Source organism: Pseudomonas sp. NPDC089741, assembly GCF_044748825.1.
In the GTDB taxonomy this organism is placed as follows: domain Bacteria; phylum Pseudomonadota; class Gammaproteobacteria; order Pseudomonadales; family Pseudomonadaceae; genus Aquipseudomonas; species Aquipseudomonas helmanticensis.
Genome location: NZ_JBIVGT010000005.1, coordinates 233,206 through 250,865 on the forward strand (window position 1 = coordinate 233,206; position 17,660 = coordinate 250,865).

General features: G+C 58.4%; 16 protein-coding genes and 1 pseudogene. 6 read left to right on the top strand and 11 right to left on the bottom strand.

Annotated elements, in window-relative coordinates:
* Positions 1–20: 20 nt before the first annotated feature.
* The 3 genes from ACIPZE_RS08190 to ACIPZE_RS08200 all read right to left on the bottom strand — a co-directional run bounded on the left by ACIPZE_RS08190 (position 21) and on the right by ACIPZE_RS08200 (position 2,713).
* Positions 21–674: a DUF2931 family protein gene (locus tag ACIPZE_RS08190; RefSeq protein ID WP_400772325.1), complete on the bottom strand. Its 654-nt coding sequence runs from the start codon at positions 672–674 to the stop codon at positions 21–23.
* Positions 674–2,215: a phospholipase effector Tle1 domain-containing protein gene (locus ACIPZE_RS08195; protein ID WP_400772327.1), complete on the bottom strand. Its 1,542-nt coding sequence runs from the start codon at positions 2,213–2,215 to the stop codon at positions 674–676. The genes ACIPZE_RS08190 and ACIPZE_RS08195 overlap by 1 nt, the downstream gene beginning before the upstream one ends.
* Positions 2,216–2,353: 138 nt before the next feature.
* A complete protein-coding gene (locus ACIPZE_RS08200) occupies positions 2,354–2,713 on the bottom strand; it encodes a DUF6124 family protein (RefSeq protein WP_129392470.1) in 360 nt (119 codons plus the stop codon).
* A 695-nt stretch (positions 2,714–3,408) separates the two neighbouring features.
* Between ACIPZE_RS08200 and ACIPZE_RS08205 the strand changes: the two genes are divergently transcribed.
* The 4 genes from ACIPZE_RS08205 (at position 3,409) to gabP (ending at position 8,956) form a co-directional block, all read left to right on the top strand.
* Positions 3,409–5,025, top strand: a complete 1,617-nt coding sequence (locus tag ACIPZE_RS08205) for an arylsulfatase (RefSeq protein ID WP_400772330.1) — start codon at positions 3,409–3,411, stop codon at positions 5,023–5,025.
* A gap of 71 nt (positions 5,026–5,096) precedes the next feature.
* The gene (locus tag ACIPZE_RS08210; RefSeq protein WP_400772332.1) at positions 5,097–6,365 is read left to right on the top strand and encodes an OmpP1/FadL family transporter; all 1,269 of its coding nucleotides are present in this window, start codon (positions 5,097–5,099) and stop codon (positions 6,363–6,365) included.
* 47 nt (positions 6,366–6,412) lie between these two features.
* Positions 6,413–7,084, top strand: a complete 672-nt coding sequence (locus ACIPZE_RS08215; protein ID WP_400772334.1) for a DUF3313 domain-containing protein — start codon at positions 6,413–6,415, stop codon at positions 7,082–7,084.
* Between the two features lie 471 nt (positions 7,085–7,555).
* On the top strand, positions 7,556–8,956 hold the full coding sequence (gabP, locus tag ACIPZE_RS08220) for a GABA permease (protein WP_400772336.1): 1,401 nt from the start codon (positions 7,556–7,558) through the stop codon (positions 8,954–8,956).
* A gap of 121 nt (positions 8,957–9,077) precedes the next feature.
* On the opposite strand, the gene dapF is transcribed toward gabP, so the two are convergent.
* The 7 genes and pseudogenes from dapF to ACIPZE_RS08255 all read right to left on the bottom strand — a co-directional run bounded on the left by dapF (position 9,078) and on the right by ACIPZE_RS08255 (position 13,518).
* Positions 9,078–9,887, bottom strand: a complete 810-nt coding sequence (dapF, locus tag ACIPZE_RS08225) for a diaminopimelate epimerase (protein ID WP_400772338.1) — start codon at positions 9,885–9,887, stop codon at positions 9,078–9,080.
* A 67-nt stretch (positions 9,888–9,954) separates the two neighbouring features.
* Positions 9,955–10,170: a DUF4287 domain-containing protein gene (locus ACIPZE_RS08230; RefSeq protein WP_283436878.1), complete on the bottom strand. Its 216-nt coding sequence runs from the start codon at positions 10,168–10,170 to the stop codon at positions 9,955–9,957.
* 477 nt (positions 10,171–10,647) lie between these two features.
* A pseudogene (locus tag ACIPZE_RS08235) lies at positions 10,648–10,779 on the bottom strand (MFS transporter); the annotation flags it as partial.
* A 99-nt stretch (positions 10,780–10,878) separates the two neighbouring features.
* Positions 10,879–11,595, bottom strand: coding sequence for an arsenical resistance protein ArsH (arsH, locus tag ACIPZE_RS08240; protein ID WP_400772341.1), 717 nt, complete (start codon positions 11,593–11,595; stop codon positions 10,879–10,881).
* Between the two features lie 9 nt (positions 11,596–11,604).
* A complete protein-coding gene (locus ACIPZE_RS08245) occupies positions 11,605–12,075 on the bottom strand; it encodes an arsenate reductase ArsC (RefSeq protein WP_400772343.1) in 471 nt (156 codons plus the stop codon).
* Positions 12,076–12,095: 20 nt separating this feature from the next.
* On the bottom strand, positions 12,096–12,443 hold the full coding sequence (locus ACIPZE_RS08250) for a metalloregulator ArsR/SmtB family transcription factor (RefSeq protein ID WP_400772346.1): 348 nt from the start codon (positions 12,441–12,443) through the stop codon (positions 12,096–12,098).
* A gap of 175 nt (positions 12,444–12,618) precedes the next feature.
* Positions 12,619–13,518, bottom strand: coding sequence for a LysR family transcriptional regulator (locus ACIPZE_RS08255; protein ID WP_400772348.1), 900 nt, complete (start codon positions 13,516–13,518; stop codon positions 12,619–12,621).
* A gap of 133 nt (positions 13,519–13,651) precedes the next feature.
* Here ACIPZE_RS08255 and ACIPZE_RS08260 point away from each other — a divergent pair, with 133 nt between their 5' ends.
* On the top strand, positions 13,652–15,298 hold the full coding sequence (locus ACIPZE_RS08260) for a GMC family oxidoreductase (RefSeq protein WP_400772349.1): 1,647 nt from the start codon (positions 13,652–13,654) through the stop codon (positions 15,296–15,298).
* Positions 15,299–15,497: 199 nt separating this feature from the next.
* The gene (locus ACIPZE_RS08265) at positions 15,498–17,120 is read left to right on the top strand and encodes an MFS transporter (RefSeq protein WP_400772351.1); all 1,623 of its coding nucleotides are present in this window, start codon (positions 15,498–15,500) and stop codon (positions 17,118–17,120) included.
* 121 nt (positions 17,121–17,241) lie between these two features.
* On the opposite strand, the gene ACIPZE_RS08270 is transcribed toward ACIPZE_RS08265, so the two are convergent.
* Positions 17,242–17,613 (bottom strand): DUF427 domain-containing protein, encoded by a 372-nt coding sequence (locus ACIPZE_RS08270; RefSeq protein ID WP_283436885.1) that lies wholly within the window; start codon positions 17,611–17,613, stop codon positions 17,242–17,244.
* Positions 17,614–17,660: the final 47 nt, after the last annotated feature.

Here is a 17,660-nt window from a genome sequence, read left to right on the forward strand (position 1 = left end):
TTGCTTCATTGGCAGACGGGTTACCAACTCCCGTAAGGGATGCCAAAATTCTCGATATACCGCTTGGACTTTTCGCTGACAGGATACGCGTAGCGCCCTTGGTTCTTGCCTTGACTAGGCCCTAGCGGCTCAATCTCCGCCTGTGCTCTCGCGACTTTGACCGGATGGTGGCACTCGTCTCTGACCCAAACCTGCACAACCCCTCCAGGCGCCAACCCCAAATAGATCGATGAAATATAGGTGCTCCGCTGCTCTGGTGTTTTCGCGCAGCGCTGGTTGACCGAGGTCAGCATCAATTGTCTGGCTTCTTCGGGTATGTCCACCCATGCGCGATAGGTCTGAGGCTCTACGATGGACTGCCAGCGAACGAAAATTCGTTTTGGAAGACCAGCGCCAACCACCGCTTTTGCGGACGCGCCCACTCCGTCCCAGCCTCGGGCCGACTCAGTACCATCTTCTGGGTACCCGCCCGACGCAGAACCTCCACCCGTGCGCAGAAACGTCTTGCCCTTAATGTCTTCCACAGCAGTGTCTTCAACCCAAACTTTCATGTAGTTGGGTTCGGTAAAACCGAGTTCCCACCATGGGGACTTAGGGTCATTTTTTGCTGACAGCGGGTCGGCATTACAGCCAGCCACAAAGAGCGCGCACAGCAGTGCTGTAAATAACTTCATTACCAAAGCGTCCAGTCGGGTACGTGTGGGTGTTTTACGCGGATTGCATCTTCCGTGGGGGCATTGATATAAACAGCTCTGATGCCACTTCCATCTCTCCTGCCAAGCGGATGGTTCCAATTGGCGGACGTGTGAATGTACTTGAGTTTGAGGATTTGTTCCTCCTCTGGCGTGGTGCTGTAGTCGCCGGAGACAAAACGATCACACATGGGCTGAAGTTCTTCAGGAACTGCGAAGTCTGGTGTCTCGGGGATGTCTTCTAAGCGCACGCCTTTGGCTTTGGCGAGTTGATGCATCACGCGCAGGCTCACTCTCGACAGTAATCCACTCACCGGACGCTTGAGTTGAACGGCGGCATAGACTCGTTTGACTCGAGGACTCAGTCGATCCTGAGGGCTGATCGGCATCAGTAAAGGAGGTGGAGTAACGACTTCCAGCATTTCGGAAGGCCAGCCGTTGGCTAACCACTGGTTTCTGACATTGACCGCATCCTGGTAGACCGATGTGGTGGTGACATCCGCGTACTTGCCGATGTCTAGAGTTTGCATTGGGCTAATGAGCACACATTCTTCGGCGTCCTCAAGATAACCGCCCCCAACATCGGAATGCACACCTGGCAAGACAATTTCCGGATGATCCATCGCTACTCGATTAAGAGCGAAGTTAGCCCTGCACTCATCCCGCGCAGCCAACTGCACAACGTCGGTGAAATAACGTCGATCGAGGTAGAGTTTGATCCCTGTTGCGACTGCACTTTTGATGTTGCCTAAATTGGACCATCCAGCAATCGACGGTACAGTGTCGAATAAACCAATGAAGCCCATATTGATGTCGCGGTTGTATTGATCAACAAAGGTAGGACTGAGGACATCTGATTTGCTGCGAAGAATCTCGCCCAGAGGGCCTTGTTTGCCACGCACGATCTCATTGGCGAAATGTCTGGCGGCTGCCGCACCGCGACTGAAGCCAAACGTGTCGAAGGTCAACGACGCAATTTCACTATCGGGATTTTTATTCAATACCTCAGTGATACGCTGTTCGATCAACGCGAAAGAAGATTGGACACGCCCGGCAACACCGGTTTCGCCACGTCCTGTACCGGCGCCAAATTTACTGTCTTCTTCACCTGACCGGGTGCCTATGCCTTCGACGTAGACCATACCGAAAGCTTTCTTTCGAGGCCCCGCCCCCTCAGCCAGTCGCGGTGCCTCATACAGTTCGCTCAGCTTTTTCACGTTGCTGACATCGTTGCCGTAACTACTGTCGGGATCGCTCATATACGGCTGGCAACTAGCCGGAATATCCTGCGGCGCAATCGGATGCTGCGCCCCACACAGCAATCCAGCCGCCGTGTTATTCGCATTATTCCCAGTCCCATCAAAGAAAACCCCAATCCTCAACGCGATGCCGATTTTTTCAGGCTCAGGCGCAGGCTCTTTCCCATGTTTCTCATACTCAGCCCAACGCTGGGCATGAATATCGACGGGTTTGGCTTCTTCGTAACGAAAATTTTTCGGCGGGTTGGGTACGTAGCCACTCATCCGTGATTCCTTGTTCTGATCCCTGAAGAACGGCGCGAAGGGTGACAGCCGAGGCTGTGAGGCACAAGCCGTGGCCCTGTGCCAGCGCTGTTGAGACCGCGTGTTGCGACGAGGGTTTCCCCTCGTCGGTGGGGGCGGTTAATTGGCGATTTCGACGTTATCCAGCGCTTGGTTGACGGCGATTTCGCCGAGCATCACGACTTGGGCGATGCCGAGCGCGGTTTTGCGGTGGGAGGTGTCGAGCATGGCGGCGAAGTTGATCAACATTTCGCTGGCGGAGCCGAGGGTTTCGCTGGCGTTGGCGAGCAGGGATTCGTTGTCGTACTTCGGGTTGGCGAGGTACATGCGTTCGGGCTGGTGGGTGCTGGCCATGATTTGCGCGGGGCCGAGATAGTGGTTGAGGGCGCGTTCGGCGGCTTCGTGGAATCGCTTGGAGTCGGGGGACTCGTAGGGGGATGTGGGGTCGGTTTCTGGCGGGTTGGGTGTTGGTTTGATCATGGTGAAACTCCTAGTTAATAAAAAGGAGCCTTCACTTTCGCTACCAAACGAAGGTGGCGGCCATACGCGGGTTGGTAGACCGGTAACTAGGACCCGGCACACCCGAAGGTGTCCTGCGCATGGCCACCATTGAGCAGAGACCTGAAGCGGTCTGCGAACGGTGCGCGATGCGACTAGTTATGACGGGCTACCAAACCCGATCACTGCTTTTCAGTGACCGACAGACGATAGAACCCGCGCCCTAGACGCACAAGCCGGCGGATTCTGGCTTAGTCGTAGGCAACGGCGCAAGGCGTTGTAGGGCTTGGGTAGTTACCGGAGGCTTCTATTAAACAGCTCTGGTATTTGTTGTTGAGAACGCTGTTAGGCGAGGTTTTCATTTTGGCTGTCTTCCAGAGGTAGAAGGATCTGGCGGGGGGAGATCAAAAGATCGCAGCCTTCGGCAGCTCCTACCTGTTGGCCGAATAAGGTGTTGGGTTGTGGTGGGTGCTGGAAACGGGACCAAGGTCATTTACATGACATTCTTCATCTGATTCGCCAAATAAAGTCACCGTTTCCATAAGACGCTGATTGGCGTCGAAAAAAGAATACTGGCTATTTCAGGGATCGAACCTACGCTCCTGCGGGGGATAACCAGTTGCAAGACGGTCGGGGGGCCTGTCTTCGGTACTTACGCAAGTACACAGGAGCGCCTCATGAAGCCGACATATTTATCCCGGTTGTTCTCTGTTTCATTGTTGTTGACTGCAATGGTCATACCCGAGCTGACAATGGCCGCCGACAAGCCCCCGCCGAACATTGTTGTCATCATGGGCGATGACATCGGCTGGTCGAATATTGGCGTCTATAACCAGGGCATGATGGCCGGGCGCACACCTAATCTCGATCAGTTAGCCGCAGAGGGCATGCGTTTTACCGACTATTACGCCGAAGCCAGTTGCACCGCCGGGCGCGCGAACTTCATTACCGGTGAACTGCCGATTCGCACCGGCATGACCACGGTAGGTCAGGCCGGCTCGCCGATTGGTATTCCCGCCGAAGCGGTGACCATCGCCACCACACTCAAAGCCATGGGCTATGCGACCGGACAGTTCGGCAAGAACCACCTCGGCGACCTCAATCAATTCCTGCCCACCGTGCATGGCTTCGACGAGTTCTTCGGATACCTCTATCACCTCGATGCAATGGAAGACCCTGCACACCCCAACTATCCGCAGGATCAACTGGAAAAATTCGGTCCGCGCAACATGGTTCACAGTTGGGCCACCAACACCGATGACACCACCGAAATGCCGCGCTGGGGCAAGGTCGGCAAACAGAAGATCGAAGACGCCGGCACGCTCTATCCGGAACGGATGAAAACCGTTGACGACGAGATTCGTGACAAGGCTTTTGCCTTTGTCGATAAAGCCAGACAAGACAACAAACCGTTCTTTCTCTGGCTCAATCCGACGCGGATGCACATCGTCACTCACCTTTCCGACAAGTATGAAAAACTGCGCAACTCGGAAAATGGCTGGTCGGAACAGGAAGCCGGCATGGCGCAGCTCGACGATATCGTCGGTGACGTGCTCGCCAAGCTGAAAAAAGAAGGCATGGATGACAACACCATCGTGGTGTTCACCACCGACAACGGCGCGGAAAACTTCACTTGGCCGGATGGCGGCACAACTCCGTTTGCCATGGGCAAAGGCACAGTCATGGAAGGTGGTTTCCGGGTTCCGGCGATCGTTCGCTGGCCCGGCAAAGTGCCGGCCAACACGGTTGGCAACGGTATCATGTCCGGTATGGACTGGTTCCCGACCTTCGTTGCGGCGGCCGGTAACCCGAACATTACGCAAGAGCTGCTCAAGGGCAAACAGCTCGGTGACACCACCTACAAGGTGCACCTGGACGGCTATGACCAGACGCCGATGATCACCGGGAATGGTCCATCGAATCGCCACGAAATCTTCTACTTCGGTGAAAGTACTCTCGGTGCGATCCGCATCGATGACTTCAAATACCGTTTTATCAATCAGCCAGGTGGCTGGCTCGGCGCCAAGGAACAACCAGACATGCCGGTGCTGACCAATTTGCGGCTCGATCCCTTTGAACGCATGGGCTGGTCCGAAAACCTCACAGCCAATGGCTCGCTGTCCTATTTCGAGTGGTTCAAATATCAGTTCTGGCGCTTCGTATTCGTGCAGGATCAGGTCAGCAAACTGGCAATGACCGCTGTTGAATATCCGCCTATGCAAAAAGGCGCAAGCTTCAACCTCGAAGCGGTAAAAGCCAAGATCGAGGCTGCCCGGGCGGCCATGGGCAAGTAGCACTTCAGGCGAAACATGGGTGACCGAGGCCGGTCGCCCATGTTCCCAGCGGACATTTGCCGAGGTCTTCCATGCAGATAAAAACCACCACCTTGCCCACTCTGACCCTGCTCGCACTGTGCTGTCAGCAGGCTTACGCCGGCGGCATCATGCTCTACGAAATCGGTACCGATAACACCGGTCTGGCAAACGCCGGCGCTGCCGCCCGGGCTCAAGGCCCGTCGACCATTGCCAGCAATCCGGCGGGCATGAGTTACCTGCCCGGCACGCAAATAACCGGCGGTTTACAGGTGCTCTACGGCAACCTGTCGTTCAATCGCGACGGCAACACCAACGGCACAGGCAGCAACAGTGGCAATGCCCTGGACCCGATTCCGGGCGGTAGCTTTTTCATAAGCCATGAACTGGATGAACACTGGAGTGTAGGTTTCGGCAACTACGCAGACTTCGGGCTGGCAGCCAATTACGACAACGATTGGTCCGGGCGCTACTTCGCGCAGAACGCCAGCCTCGCCGGTTTGTCGTTCGTGCCCAGCGTGGCTTATCGCTTCAACGAACAATGGTCGCTAGGCGTCGGCGTGAAGGCCATGTACGGCATGCTTCAGGCGCAAACCGCCATCGACCGCTCGCCTTTCGGCCTGACCGACCGTGCCGACGGGCAGTTCAAATACAAGGATAACGACTGGGGCTTCGGTGCAAATGTGGGCGTGATCTATGCCCCGCAATCCGGTACGCGCATCGGTCTGGCCTACACCAGCAAGGTCGATCTGGAATTCGAGGACGGACTGGACGTCAAGGGCAACGGACCACTGCTGACGAGACTGGATGGCACCGACACACGCCTCGACATGACTGTGCCGCAAACCGTGACGCTCAGCCTTTTCCAGCAACTCGATCCGCAGTGGGCGCTCCTCGCTTCGGTCAATTGGCAGGACTGGTCCGAGTTCGGTGACGTCGCGGTGCAGGTCGACACCAGCGCCGTCGGCGCGCAATCGACCACCATCGACGGCCATTACAAAGACACTTGGCAACTGGCGCTCGGCGCTCAGTACCAAGCCACGCGACAACTGCTGTGGAATGTCGGCGTAGCCTACGACAGCAGTGCTGTCTCGGACGGTAACCGCACGTTCAGCGTGCCCATGGGCGAATCCTGGCGCATTGCTACCGGTGCCACTTATGCGCTCAACAAGGACACTGATATCAACGTCAGCTGGGCACTTGTCTGGCTTGGCGATATGCCGGTGGATCAGACCAAAACCACTTCGGGCACGCGAACTTCCGGTCAGTTCGACAACGCCTGGATTCAAGCCGTGACCGGCAACATGACTTGGCGTTTCTGACGCCCCGCCCTTAAAAACATGACCCATCACCCTTCGGAGCAAACACCATGACCCCGTCACGAAAACTGTTCATCGGCGTAGCACTGACCAGCCTCTTGTTCGGCGGTTGCACTTCGAAAGTCACTGAGCGCCAGCAGTATTCAGGCTTTCTGCCCAACTACAACAATCTGCAGGAAGTGACCACCACCAGCGGCGAGAAAGCCATGCGCTGGGTGATTCCGTCGTGGAACCCGAATGCCTACACCACAGTGGTCTTCAACAAACTGGAACTGTATCCGGCACCGCAGCCGAACGAGCGGGTAAACCGCAAGACGCTGGATGAGTTGCAGAACTACATGACCAATCAGGCTAAGGGCGTACTCGGGCAGAAGTATCGGGTGGTGACCAACCCTGCATCAGCCGCCGGCTCGAAGACCTTGATCCTGAGGGCAGCGATTACCGGAGTGAACGCCGAGAACGAAGGCATGAAGTGGTATGAGGTGATTCCGGTCGCCGCAGTGGTGGGCGGTGTTCAAGCCATATCGGGGCATCGCGATCAGGACACGGAGTTGTTCATCGAGGCCGAATTCATCGACGCCAGCAACCAACAGACGGTGGCTAAAGTCGTGCGCAAAGTGTTCGGCACCCAGTTGAAAAATGCCAACCAGACCATCACGGCGAATGACTTCAAGGCGGCGATCGATAAGCTGACCAGTGATTTGCGAGCGTTCATTCGATAACGAGGTCGGGGGTGTTTCGCAGCAGTGCCTGGAGCGTTGGTGGCGGCGCCGTTGTGGGCGGTGCGCGAGGTTGTGATGGGGGTTGGATTTTGTGGTGATTGGGCTGGCGTTTTCGCGAGCAGGCTCACGCCTACAGGGGGATGTGTTTGTTTCAGGGAGGTCGGGGTTGGCGTTTGACGAACTTGGGCATTGCCCTTGCCCCGCAGTGACCGGGTGGTTTTCAGCGAAAACACACGCTTGTTACGTGTCGATATCAGACACGGAGATGGCGCGATCAGGCTACTGAATCAGCGGACAGGCCGGGTAAGGTGAAGCGTCTTTTCAGCAAAATAATCACATCGCGATGATGGGTTTAATAAGAACTGCGGCGGTTGAAAGGGGCTTCCTCGTGGAAGTTGAGCAAGCATCAACGATGCTCGGCGGCCCCTTTCAACCCGCTTGAATGTCGATCAGCAGAGAATAATAAAACCAATGATTAGCCCGAACTCCAAGGATTCGAGTGGCCAATTGGCGCAGGGCTTCAAGCCTCGTCACGTAACAATGCTGTCAATCGCCGGGATCATCGGCGCCGGTTTGTTCGTAGGCTCGGGGCATGCCATTGCGGCGGCCGGCCCAGCGGTTCTTCTGGCTTATCTTTTCTCCGGTTTGCTCGTTGTGCTGGTCATGCGCATGCTCGGTGAGATGGCGGTGGCCAATCCCGACACCGGTTCGTTTTCCACCTATGCCGATCAGGCAATCGGGCGCTGGGCCGGGTTTACCATCGGCTGGCTGTACTGGTGGTTCTGGGTGCTGGTGATTCCTATCGAAGCACTCGCCGCCGGCCATGTGTTGCACCAATGGTTTCCACAGATCGATGCGTGGCTGTTCGCTTTGTTGTCGATCATTGCGCTGGTGGTGACCAACCTGTTCAGCGTGTCGAAATATGGCGAGTTCGAATTCTGGTTCGCGATGGCAAAGGTCGTGGCGATCATCGGTTTTATCGGCGTGGGTTTTGCCGTGTTGATGGGATGGCTGCCCGACCGCGAAGTCAGCGGGTTGAGCGGTTTGATGGCGGAGCACGGCGGATTTGCACCGAATGGATTGTCGGCAGTGGTCGGCGCATTCATCACCATCATGTTCAGTTTTATCGGTACTGAAGCGGTGACCATCGCCGCCGCCGAATCGAATGACCCGGCGCGCAACATTGCCAAGGCAACGCGCTCGGTGATCTGGCGCATCGGCGTGTTTTACCTGCTGTCGATTTTCGTGGTCATTTCGGTGGTGCCGTGGAATGACCCGTTGCTCGCGTCGGTCGGTTCTTATCAGCGCGCCCTGGAAATCATGAACATCCCGCATGCCAAATTCATGGTCGACGTGGTCGTGCTGATTGCCGTGGCCAGTTGCATGAACTCCTCGATCTACATTGCCTCGCGCATGCTCTACTCGCTGGGCCGTCGAGGCGATGCGCCGAAAGTGTTGAAGGTGACGTCCTCGGAAGGCGTGCCACGCGCAGCCGTCATCGCCAGCACCGTGCTCGGCGCGGCGATTACCGTGTGGAGCTACATCATGCCCGCCGGGCTGTTCGAGTTCCTGCTGGCCAGCTCTGGCGCGATTGCCCTGCTGGTGTATCTGGCGATTGCGGTATCGCAGTTGCGCATGCGCCGGGTGTTGCGGCAGCGCAACGTCGAGCTGACCTTTCGCATGTGGCTGTTTCCCTGGCTGACCTGGGCGGTGATCGTGTTCATCTGCGCCGCACTGGCGGTGATGATGATCACCCCGCAGCATCGCACCGAGGTCACCACCACTCTTGGCCTGGCGCTGGCGATTGCCTTTATCGGCCTGGTGACGTCGCGCCACCCTGCGCAGGCTGCGCGGGTTACCGCTGCCGGGTAAACCGTTCTGGATCAGGTGCGCAGTGAGTCGACGTTTGCCAGCGGTTGGATGTTGCGTAATTGCAGGCGGCTCGTTGGGTGGGTTGGTGGGGGGATCAAAAGATCGCAGCCTTCGGCAGCTCCTACAGGGGGGTGTCGGGGATTGTGCCGGAGTAGACGTGTTCGACCGGGCCGCTGAGGGTGACGTTGTCGATGCCGTTCCAGTGGACGCTGACGGGACCGCCGTCGCATTCGACTTCAACGGTGTGGTCGAGCAGGCCTCGGCGGATGCCATTGACGGCGGCGCCGCAGGCGCATGAGCCGGAGCCGAGCGGGATGCCGCCGTTGCGTTCCCAGATGCGCAGGCGAATGTGCTGGCGGTCGATGATCTGCACGAAATGGACGTTGGTCTTGCGCGGGAACAAGGGGTGGTTTTCGAGGGATGGGCCGAGGCTGGCGATGTCGACACTGCCGAGGTCGTCGACGAAATACGTACAGTGGGGATTGCCCATGCTGCAGGCGCTTGGGTCGCCGGACAACGGCAGTACGAGCGTGTCGTATGCCTGGGCCAGGGGAATCGCTGTCCAGTCGAAAAGCGGCAAGCCCATGTCGACGGCGATCAATCCGCATGGCGTGCGTTCGCAGGTGAGCAGCCCACGCTGGGTGCGCAGCGTGATCGATTTGCGACTGGCCTCGCGCATCAGTCGGTCGGCGGCGCCACGGGTTGCGCTGCCGCAGACATCCAGCGCGGAGCCGTCGGCGTTCCAGAATTGCAGGCGCGCATCGGCATCATCACAGTCGAGCACCACGGCGAGCTGGTTGAAGCCGATGCCTAGATGACGGTCGCCCAGGCGCCGGGCCAGTTCGCTGGTGATCGGGTTGGCGCTGTTGCGGATGTCGACCAGGACGAAATCGCCGCCGTTGGCGTGCATCTTGTGGAAGCTCAGCGGCATCGGTGGCGCCTTGGCTGCGGGTCTTGTGATAAAGGCTTGAGCGCCGCAGCCAATGGCCGCCCTGCCCTCACTGTTTACTGTTCGCCAGATGATGCGCAACCAGTGCGTTGGCGTGGCCGTGGCCCATGCCGTGTTCGGTCTTGAGCCAGGCGACCCGTTCCATGTGCTTTTTGTCGCCGAGGCCGGCAAGGAGGTTCAACCAGTGATCAATCGGTTGGCCGTACTTCTTTTCGATGGAGGGGAAATAGGACGCCGGGCCTTTGACTTTGCTGTCTTCGCTCATGCTGCAAGCTCCCTGTGATCGCGACGGAGGATCGGCTGACGCTCCTTGTCGACTGCCATAGAGTGGACGCGCGTTGTTGTCCCGGCAAGTGGCTCAAGTAGATCAGTGCGAAGCGACTTTGACCGAACGCTCGGACGACCAGGATTTCTGGCCTGCGGGCAATGCGATTTGCGGCACGTTCGAAAAAATAAAGCCAGATCAACAGATCGCAGCCTTCGGCAGCTCCTACCCTCATCCCTGTAGGAGCTGCCGAAGGCTGCGATCTGTTGATCTTCTTCAAGGCACAGTCGCAGAAGGCAATTCACTCCGATGAGTACCTGATTCAGCAGAACGCTGCAACGTCTCGGGAAACGCAATCCACAACAAAACCAGTGCCACCGCAGCCACCGCCGCCAACGTCAGAAACGCCGCACGGTAACCTGCCGCCTCAACCACCAGCCCGGCAAGACCGTTACTCAGCGCCGCGCCTAGACCAAACGCCGGATCCCAGTGATGCACCGCCAAAAGGTAAATCGCCAGATAGGGACCGAGCCCGTCGCGCACATCCGCAAGGAAGAAATTAAGGCTGTCGAGTGACAGGTTGTTGCGACGATAGAGGTGAGTGGCCACAGGCAGCGTCTTCGATGTTCGAGGTTGGGCGAATTGAAGCAACCTCCGCTGATTGAGTGACCTGTGGCGCGAGAATTTAGTTGCATGGGCCGGCTGCGATCAGCCGGCCGGGCGCGCTTGGATCGAACGCTGATTCACGCGATTCATGAGTTGCTCGGCACTTTCTTTGCGCTCCGAATAGCGGTCGACCAGATGAGTCTGTTGGCCACGCAGCAGCACGGTGAATTTCACCAGTTCTTCCATGACATCGACCACTCGATCATAGAACGGCGACGGTTTCATCCGCCCGGCGTCGTCGAATTCCATGTAGGCCTTCGGCACCGAGGATTGGTTGGGGATGGTGAACATGCGCATCCAGCGGCCCAACACGCGCAATTGGTTGACCACGTTGAACGACTGCGAACCGCCGCAGACTTGCATCACCGCGAGGGTTTTGCCTTGGGTCGGGCGCACGGCGCCGAGTTCCAGCGGGATCCAGTCGATCTGCGCCTTGAACACCGCAGACATGGCACCGTGACGTTCCGGCGAACACCAGACCTGTCCTTCCGACCACAACACCAGATCGCGCAGTTCCTGCACTTTCGGATGATCGACAGGGACGTCGTCGGGCAACGGCAGACCGGACGGGTTAAATATGCGTGTTTCAGCGCCGAAGTGTTCGAGCAGCCGCGCGGCCTCCTCTACCAACAAGCGGCTGAAAGAGCGCTCGCGGGTTGAACCGTAGAGCAACAGGATGCGCGGTTTGTGCGGGTCTTGACCCGATGGTTTGGCAGCCTCGAACAAACTGGCGTCGAGGTTGGGCAGATGTTCCGACATAAATACTCCTTACTGCGCGCCGATGCGCTCGAGTGCGGCTTTGAGTTCATCGCGGCTGAGTGCTTGAAAAGGCAGATCGAGAAAGGCTTGGCAGCGCTGGCCGATGCGCGTCAATGTGCCGTGGAAGGCAGCGGCAATGGCGGCTTCGTCGCCGCTCACTTCCGACGGATCTGCCAATCCCCAATGGGCCTTCAACGCCGGGCCGAAGTACACCGGGCACGTCTCGCCAGCGGCCTTGTCGCAAACGGTGATAACGATGTCAGGCGGATTGTTTACAAAGGCATCGTTGCCTTTGCTGTATAGGCCGTCGATGGCGATACCGGCCTGTTGCAGCGTGAGCAGACTGTGCGGCAACACCTGCCCTTTGGGAAAACTGCCGGCGCTGACGGCTTCGAAACCGGCGGGGGCCAAGTGATTGAACAGGGCTTCTGAAAGGATGCTGCGGCAGCTGTTGGCCGTGCACATAAACAGGATTCGCATGAGTCGCTCCGATATCAGATTCAGCAGCAGGCAGCTTCGCGAACCGGCCGACCGTCCATGTTCTGCAGGCGCGCGGCGTTGTCCTTGAGCCAATCGACATTGGCCTTGGAGGTCACGTGCAGGATTTCACCAATCCACTCAGGCAGATCCGGATTGAGGCGGTAGTAGACCCATTGACCCTGGCGGCGATCGAGCAGCAAACCATTGCTGCGCAGTTGCGCAAGGTGGCGGCTGATTTTCGGCTGGCTGTCGTCGAGCGCACACATCAGCTCGCAGACACACAGTTCGCCTTGACCAGAAATAAGCAGGATGGCGCGCACGCGGGTTTCGTCGGCGAGGCTTTTGAAGACTTCGGTGGGGGTGATCATGGAACAGGCTCAATACATACGGAAAATCGAATATACGGATATCCATATATATAAATCAATCCCGTATTTGCCTTTCCCCTGTAGGAGTGAGCCTGCTCGCGATGGCCCAATAACATTCAACATTTGCGTTGTCTGGTACACCGCTATCGCGAGCAGGCTCACTCCTACAGGGGATCTATGTTCTGCAGGACTGCCCGCGTAATAACCCCTGCTCCGCCTCACACAACCCCACCACATAATCCCAAACCACCCGCAGCCGCACCGACTTGTGCAGCTCGCGCCGCGTGCTGATCCAGTAACTGCGCTCGATGCTTTCATCCGGCAGCAATGGGACAAGGTCAGGGTCAGATGACGCCATGTAGCACGGCAACACCGCAATCCCCAATCCCGACCGCGCAGCCTCCTGCTGGGCAATCACGCTGGTGCTGTGAAACACCACCCGCGGGCTGCGGCAGAAGCTGTTGAGGAACATCAATTCCTGGCTGAACAGCAAATCGTCGACGTAACCGATCCACGCATGCCGCCCGAGGTCTTCACGGCTGTGCAGCGGCGGCGCTTTGTCGAGGTAGCTTTGACTGGCGTAGAGCGCGAGACGGTAATCGGTGAGTTTGCGCGTCACCAGCATGTCCGCCGCCGGCCGTTCCAGATGAATACTGATCTCCGCCTCACGGTTGAGGATGCTGACGAAGCGCGGCACCGCGACCAGTTCCACTTCCAGTCCCGGATAACGTTCGAACAGGCCAATCATGCGGCTGGCGAGAAATTTGATCCCGAGCCCTTCCGTCACCCCCACACGAATCTTGCCCAGCGGCGCGGTCGACTGGGTGATTTCCTCCTGCGCCAGCAACGCCACGTTCTCCATCGCCTCGGCGTGCTTGAGCAGCGCCTCCCCCGCCGGGGTCATCTCATAGCCTTGCGCATGCTGAACAAATAATGCGGTGCCGAGGCTTTTTTCGATGGCCTCGATATGGCGGGCGACGGTGGCGTGGGTGGTGTTGAGACGGCGAGCGGCGGTGAGCAGCCGGCCGCTGCGTTGCAGTTCGAGAAAAAACCGCAGGTCGTTCCAGTCGAACATGGCGTGTCCTTGTCGGCTATGGTCTATGCAGGCTGTTTGAAAACGCACAGCGGCTGCGCAAAAACTAACATTCTTTTAACGAAAGCTAACAACTAGAGTGTCCGACAATAAAAACAAAAAGCGAGGTCAGGGAATGCAGACTTCCCTCGATGAATATGACTACATCGTGGTCGGCGCCGGCCCTGCCGGGTGCCTGCTGGCGAATCGGCTGTCGGCTGATCCGCAGCAGCGCGTGCTGTTGCTCGAAGCCGGCGGGCGTGACAACTATGCGTGGATTCACATCCCTGTCGGTTACCTGTTCTGCATCGGTAACCCGCGCACCGATTGGTGCTTCAAGACCGAACAACAACCGGGCCTCAACGGTCGCGCGCTGAGTTATCCGCGCGGCAAAGTGCTCGGCGGCTGTTCGTCCATCAACGGCATGATCTACATGCGCGGCCAGGCCAACGACTATGACGGCTGGGCGGCCGAGGGCAATCCGGGCTGGGCCTGGGATGACGTGCTGCCGCTGTTCAAACAGAGCGAAAACCACTTTGCCGGCGCCGCTGAATTTCACGGTGCCAAGGGTGAATGGCGGGTCGAACAACAGCGCCTGTCGTGGCCGATTCTGGACGCGTTTCGCAGTGCCGCCGAGCAAAGCGGCATTGCCAGCATCGATGACTTCAATCACGGCGATAACGAAGGTTGCGGTTACTTCCAGGTCAACCAAAAATCCGGCGTGCGCTGGAACGCGGCGAAGGCATTTTTGAAACCGGTGCGTGACCGGACGAATCTGACGGTGCTGACCGGGGTTGAAGTCGATCGGGTTCTGCTGGAGAACGGTCGCGCGTCCAAAGTCAGTGCGCGGCATGAAGGCCAGAGCAAACAGTTCAAGGCACGCAAGGAAATCGTCTTGTGCGCCGGTTCGGTCGGTTCGCCGAGCATTTTGCAACGCTCCGGGATTGGTCCTCGGCCACTGCTGGAGCGTCTCGGTATCGGCGTGATTCATGAGTTGCCGGGCGTCGGCGGCAATCTGCAGGATCACCTGCAACTGCGGCTGATCTACAAACTGGAGAATGCGCGCACGCTGAACCAGATCGCTGGCAGCGTGTGGGGCAAGATGGGCATGGGCCTGCGTTATCTGTATGACCGCAGCGGGCCGCTGTCGATGGCGCCGAGTCAGTTGGGCGCGTTTGCGCGCTCGGGGCCGGAACAGACCTCGGCGAATCTTGAGTACCACGTGCAGCCACTGTCGCTGGAGCGTTTTGGCGAGCCGTTGCACAGTTTTCCCGCCTTCACTGCATCTATCTGCGATTTGCGTCCGCAGAGTCGTGGGCGCATCGACATTCGCTCGGCGGATCCACAAGAGGCGCCGCTGATTCAGCCGAATTACCTCAGCCATCCGGAAGATTTGCGCGTGGCAGCGGACGCAATCCGCCTGACCCGGCGCATCGTCAGCGCCCCTGCTTTGCAAGCATTCAAACCGGTCGAGTATTTGCCCGGCGCCAGCCTGCAAAGTGAAGAAGAGTTGCAGCAAGCGGCAGCGACTATCGGCACGACGATTTTCCACCCGGTCGGTACCTGTCGCATGGGCAATGACGGTGATGCAGTGGTCGACGCGCAGTTGCGCGTTCACGGCGTGCCCGGTTTGCGCATCGCCGATGCCTCGATCATGCCGCGCATCACCTCGGGCAACACCTGTTCGCCTACGCTGATGATTGCCGAGAAAGCCGCGCAATTGATCCTTAACCCCACCACAAGGAGCAGCCCCCTGAAATTGGAGCTGGCCCAAACCCTGTAGGAGCTGCCGCAGGCTGCGATTTTTTGATCTTGGTTGACTGAGCGTTCCCACACTCCGCGTGGGAACGTAGCCGGGGACGCTCCGCGTCCCGAAGTCAAAAGATCGCAGCCTGCGGCAGCTCCTACAGGGACATGCGTTTGATTCATGGACATCGAGCACCAGTGGAACAACAAAAACAATCACTGTGAGGGATACCGCTATGTCAGAACACGCTCAGCCGCTGGACGCCGCGAGCGGCGCCAGCACCAGCAATGCCACGCAGAAAGTCATCTTCGCCTCCTCACTGGGAACAGTGTTCGAGTGGTATGACTTCTTCCTCTACGGCGCCCTTGCGGCGGTGATCAGCAAGCAGTTTTTCGCCGGGGTCAACGACACCACGGCGTTCATCTTTGCGCTGATGGCCTTCGCCGCAGGCTTTATCGTGCGGCCGTTCGGCGCGCTGGTGTTCGGTCGTCTGGGAGACATGATCGGGCGCAAATACACCTTTCTCGCGACGATTATCCTGATGGGCATCGCGACCTTCTGCGTCGGTCTCTTGCCGACGTACGCCAGCATCGGCATTGCCGCGCCGATCATCCTCGTGGTGCTGCGCATGCTCCAGGGCCTGGCGCTCGGCGGTGAATATGGCGGCGCTGCCACCTACGTGGCGGAGCACGCGCCGATCGGCAAACGCGGCTTCCACACCAGCTGGATTCAATCCACGGCGACCCTCGGCCTGCTGCTGTCGCTGCTAGTAGTGCTCGGTTGCCGCTACTTCACTGGCGATCAGTTTGAAGTGTGGGGCTGGCGGATTCCGTTCCTGCTGTCGATTGTGCTGCTGGGCATTTCCACCTGGATCCGCCTGAGCCTGCACGAGTCGCCGGCGTATCTGAAAATGAAAGAGGAAGGCAAGACCTGCAAGGCGCCGATCCGCGAATCCTTCGGCAAATGGGAAAACCTCAAAGTCGTGCTGATCGCGCTGTTCAGCATCAACGCCGGGCAAGCGGTGACGTTCTACGCCGCGCAGTTCTACGTGCTGTTCTTCCTCACCCAGTTCCTGAAAATGGACCCGGCGGTGGCCAACACCTTGCTGATCATCAGCGTGGTGATCGGCGCGCCGTTCTTCATCATTTTCGGCTGGCTCTCGGACAAGGTCGGGCGCAAAACGGTGCTGATGCTCGGCTTGCTGTTGGCGACCGCGCTGTACTTCCCGATCTTCAAATCCCTCGCCCATTACGCCAACCCGGCGATCGATCAGGCCAGCCGTCAGGCGCCGATCACGGTGCTGGCGGATCCGGCGACCTGCACCTTCCAGTTCGACCCGGTCGGCAAGGCCAAATTCGACAGCCCGTGCGACAAGGCCAAAACCTTTCTGGTCAAGCAAGGCCTGCCCTACTCCAGCGTCGCTGCGCCTGCTGGCAGCGCCGTGCAAATCAGCGTCGGCGACGTGAAACTCGACGGCTACGATGAGGCGGCATTACGCGGCGCGATCACCCTCGCCGGCTATCCGCAACAGGCGGATGCGCAGCAGATCAACAAGCCGATGATCGTTGCGCTGATCGTCGCACTGATCATCATCTCGGCCATGTGCTACGGCCCGCTCGCGGCGCTGATGGTGGAGCTGTTCCCGACGCGGATTCGCTACACCTCGATGTCGCTGCCGTATCACATCGGCAACGGCTGGTTTGGCGGGTTCCTGCCGACGGTGTCGTTTGCGCTGGTGGTGTACACCGGCGATATCTTCTACGGGCTGTGGTACCCGGTGCTGATTACCGGGGTGAGTCTGGTGGTGGGGATGATCTTCTTGCGTGAGACCAAGAACATCGACCTCGACAAGAACTGAAATCACTAAAAAAACACCTGAAAGAAAGAGAACCTGTGCCGAGGGTGGTCCGTCTGCGCGAGACCACCACGCTGCGCTTCGGCCCTGATGCGAAGTTGCTCCAGCCGTTTGTCGATCTGAATTACTGAGGTTCGGCCTTGATCACTTCGAACTTGACCTGATCGGGATAGAACGCCACGTAATCGCGAATCGGCGCTACCGAGACTTTCGGGTTTTCGTAAGTCCACACGGCGTTGGCGCCCTCATGTCCGGGGACTTGCAGGCTGAAGTAATTGGCGTCGCCCTTGTATGGGCAATAACTGGTGTGGTCGGTGCGGGCGAAATACTTTTCGTCGATGTCTTCGCGGGGCACGTAATAGACCGGCGGGTAGTTGGCTTCGTTGAGGATGAGCACGTGGGAGGACGCGGCGACCTGGATGCCGTGGAATTTCACCAAGAGGCAGCCGGAGAGTTGTTCGAGGGCGATGACGGGGCTGGGGCCGGAGCTTTTCATAAGGGTTCTCCTGAATACGGCGAAGAGACCGGTTCAGGTATAGCCCA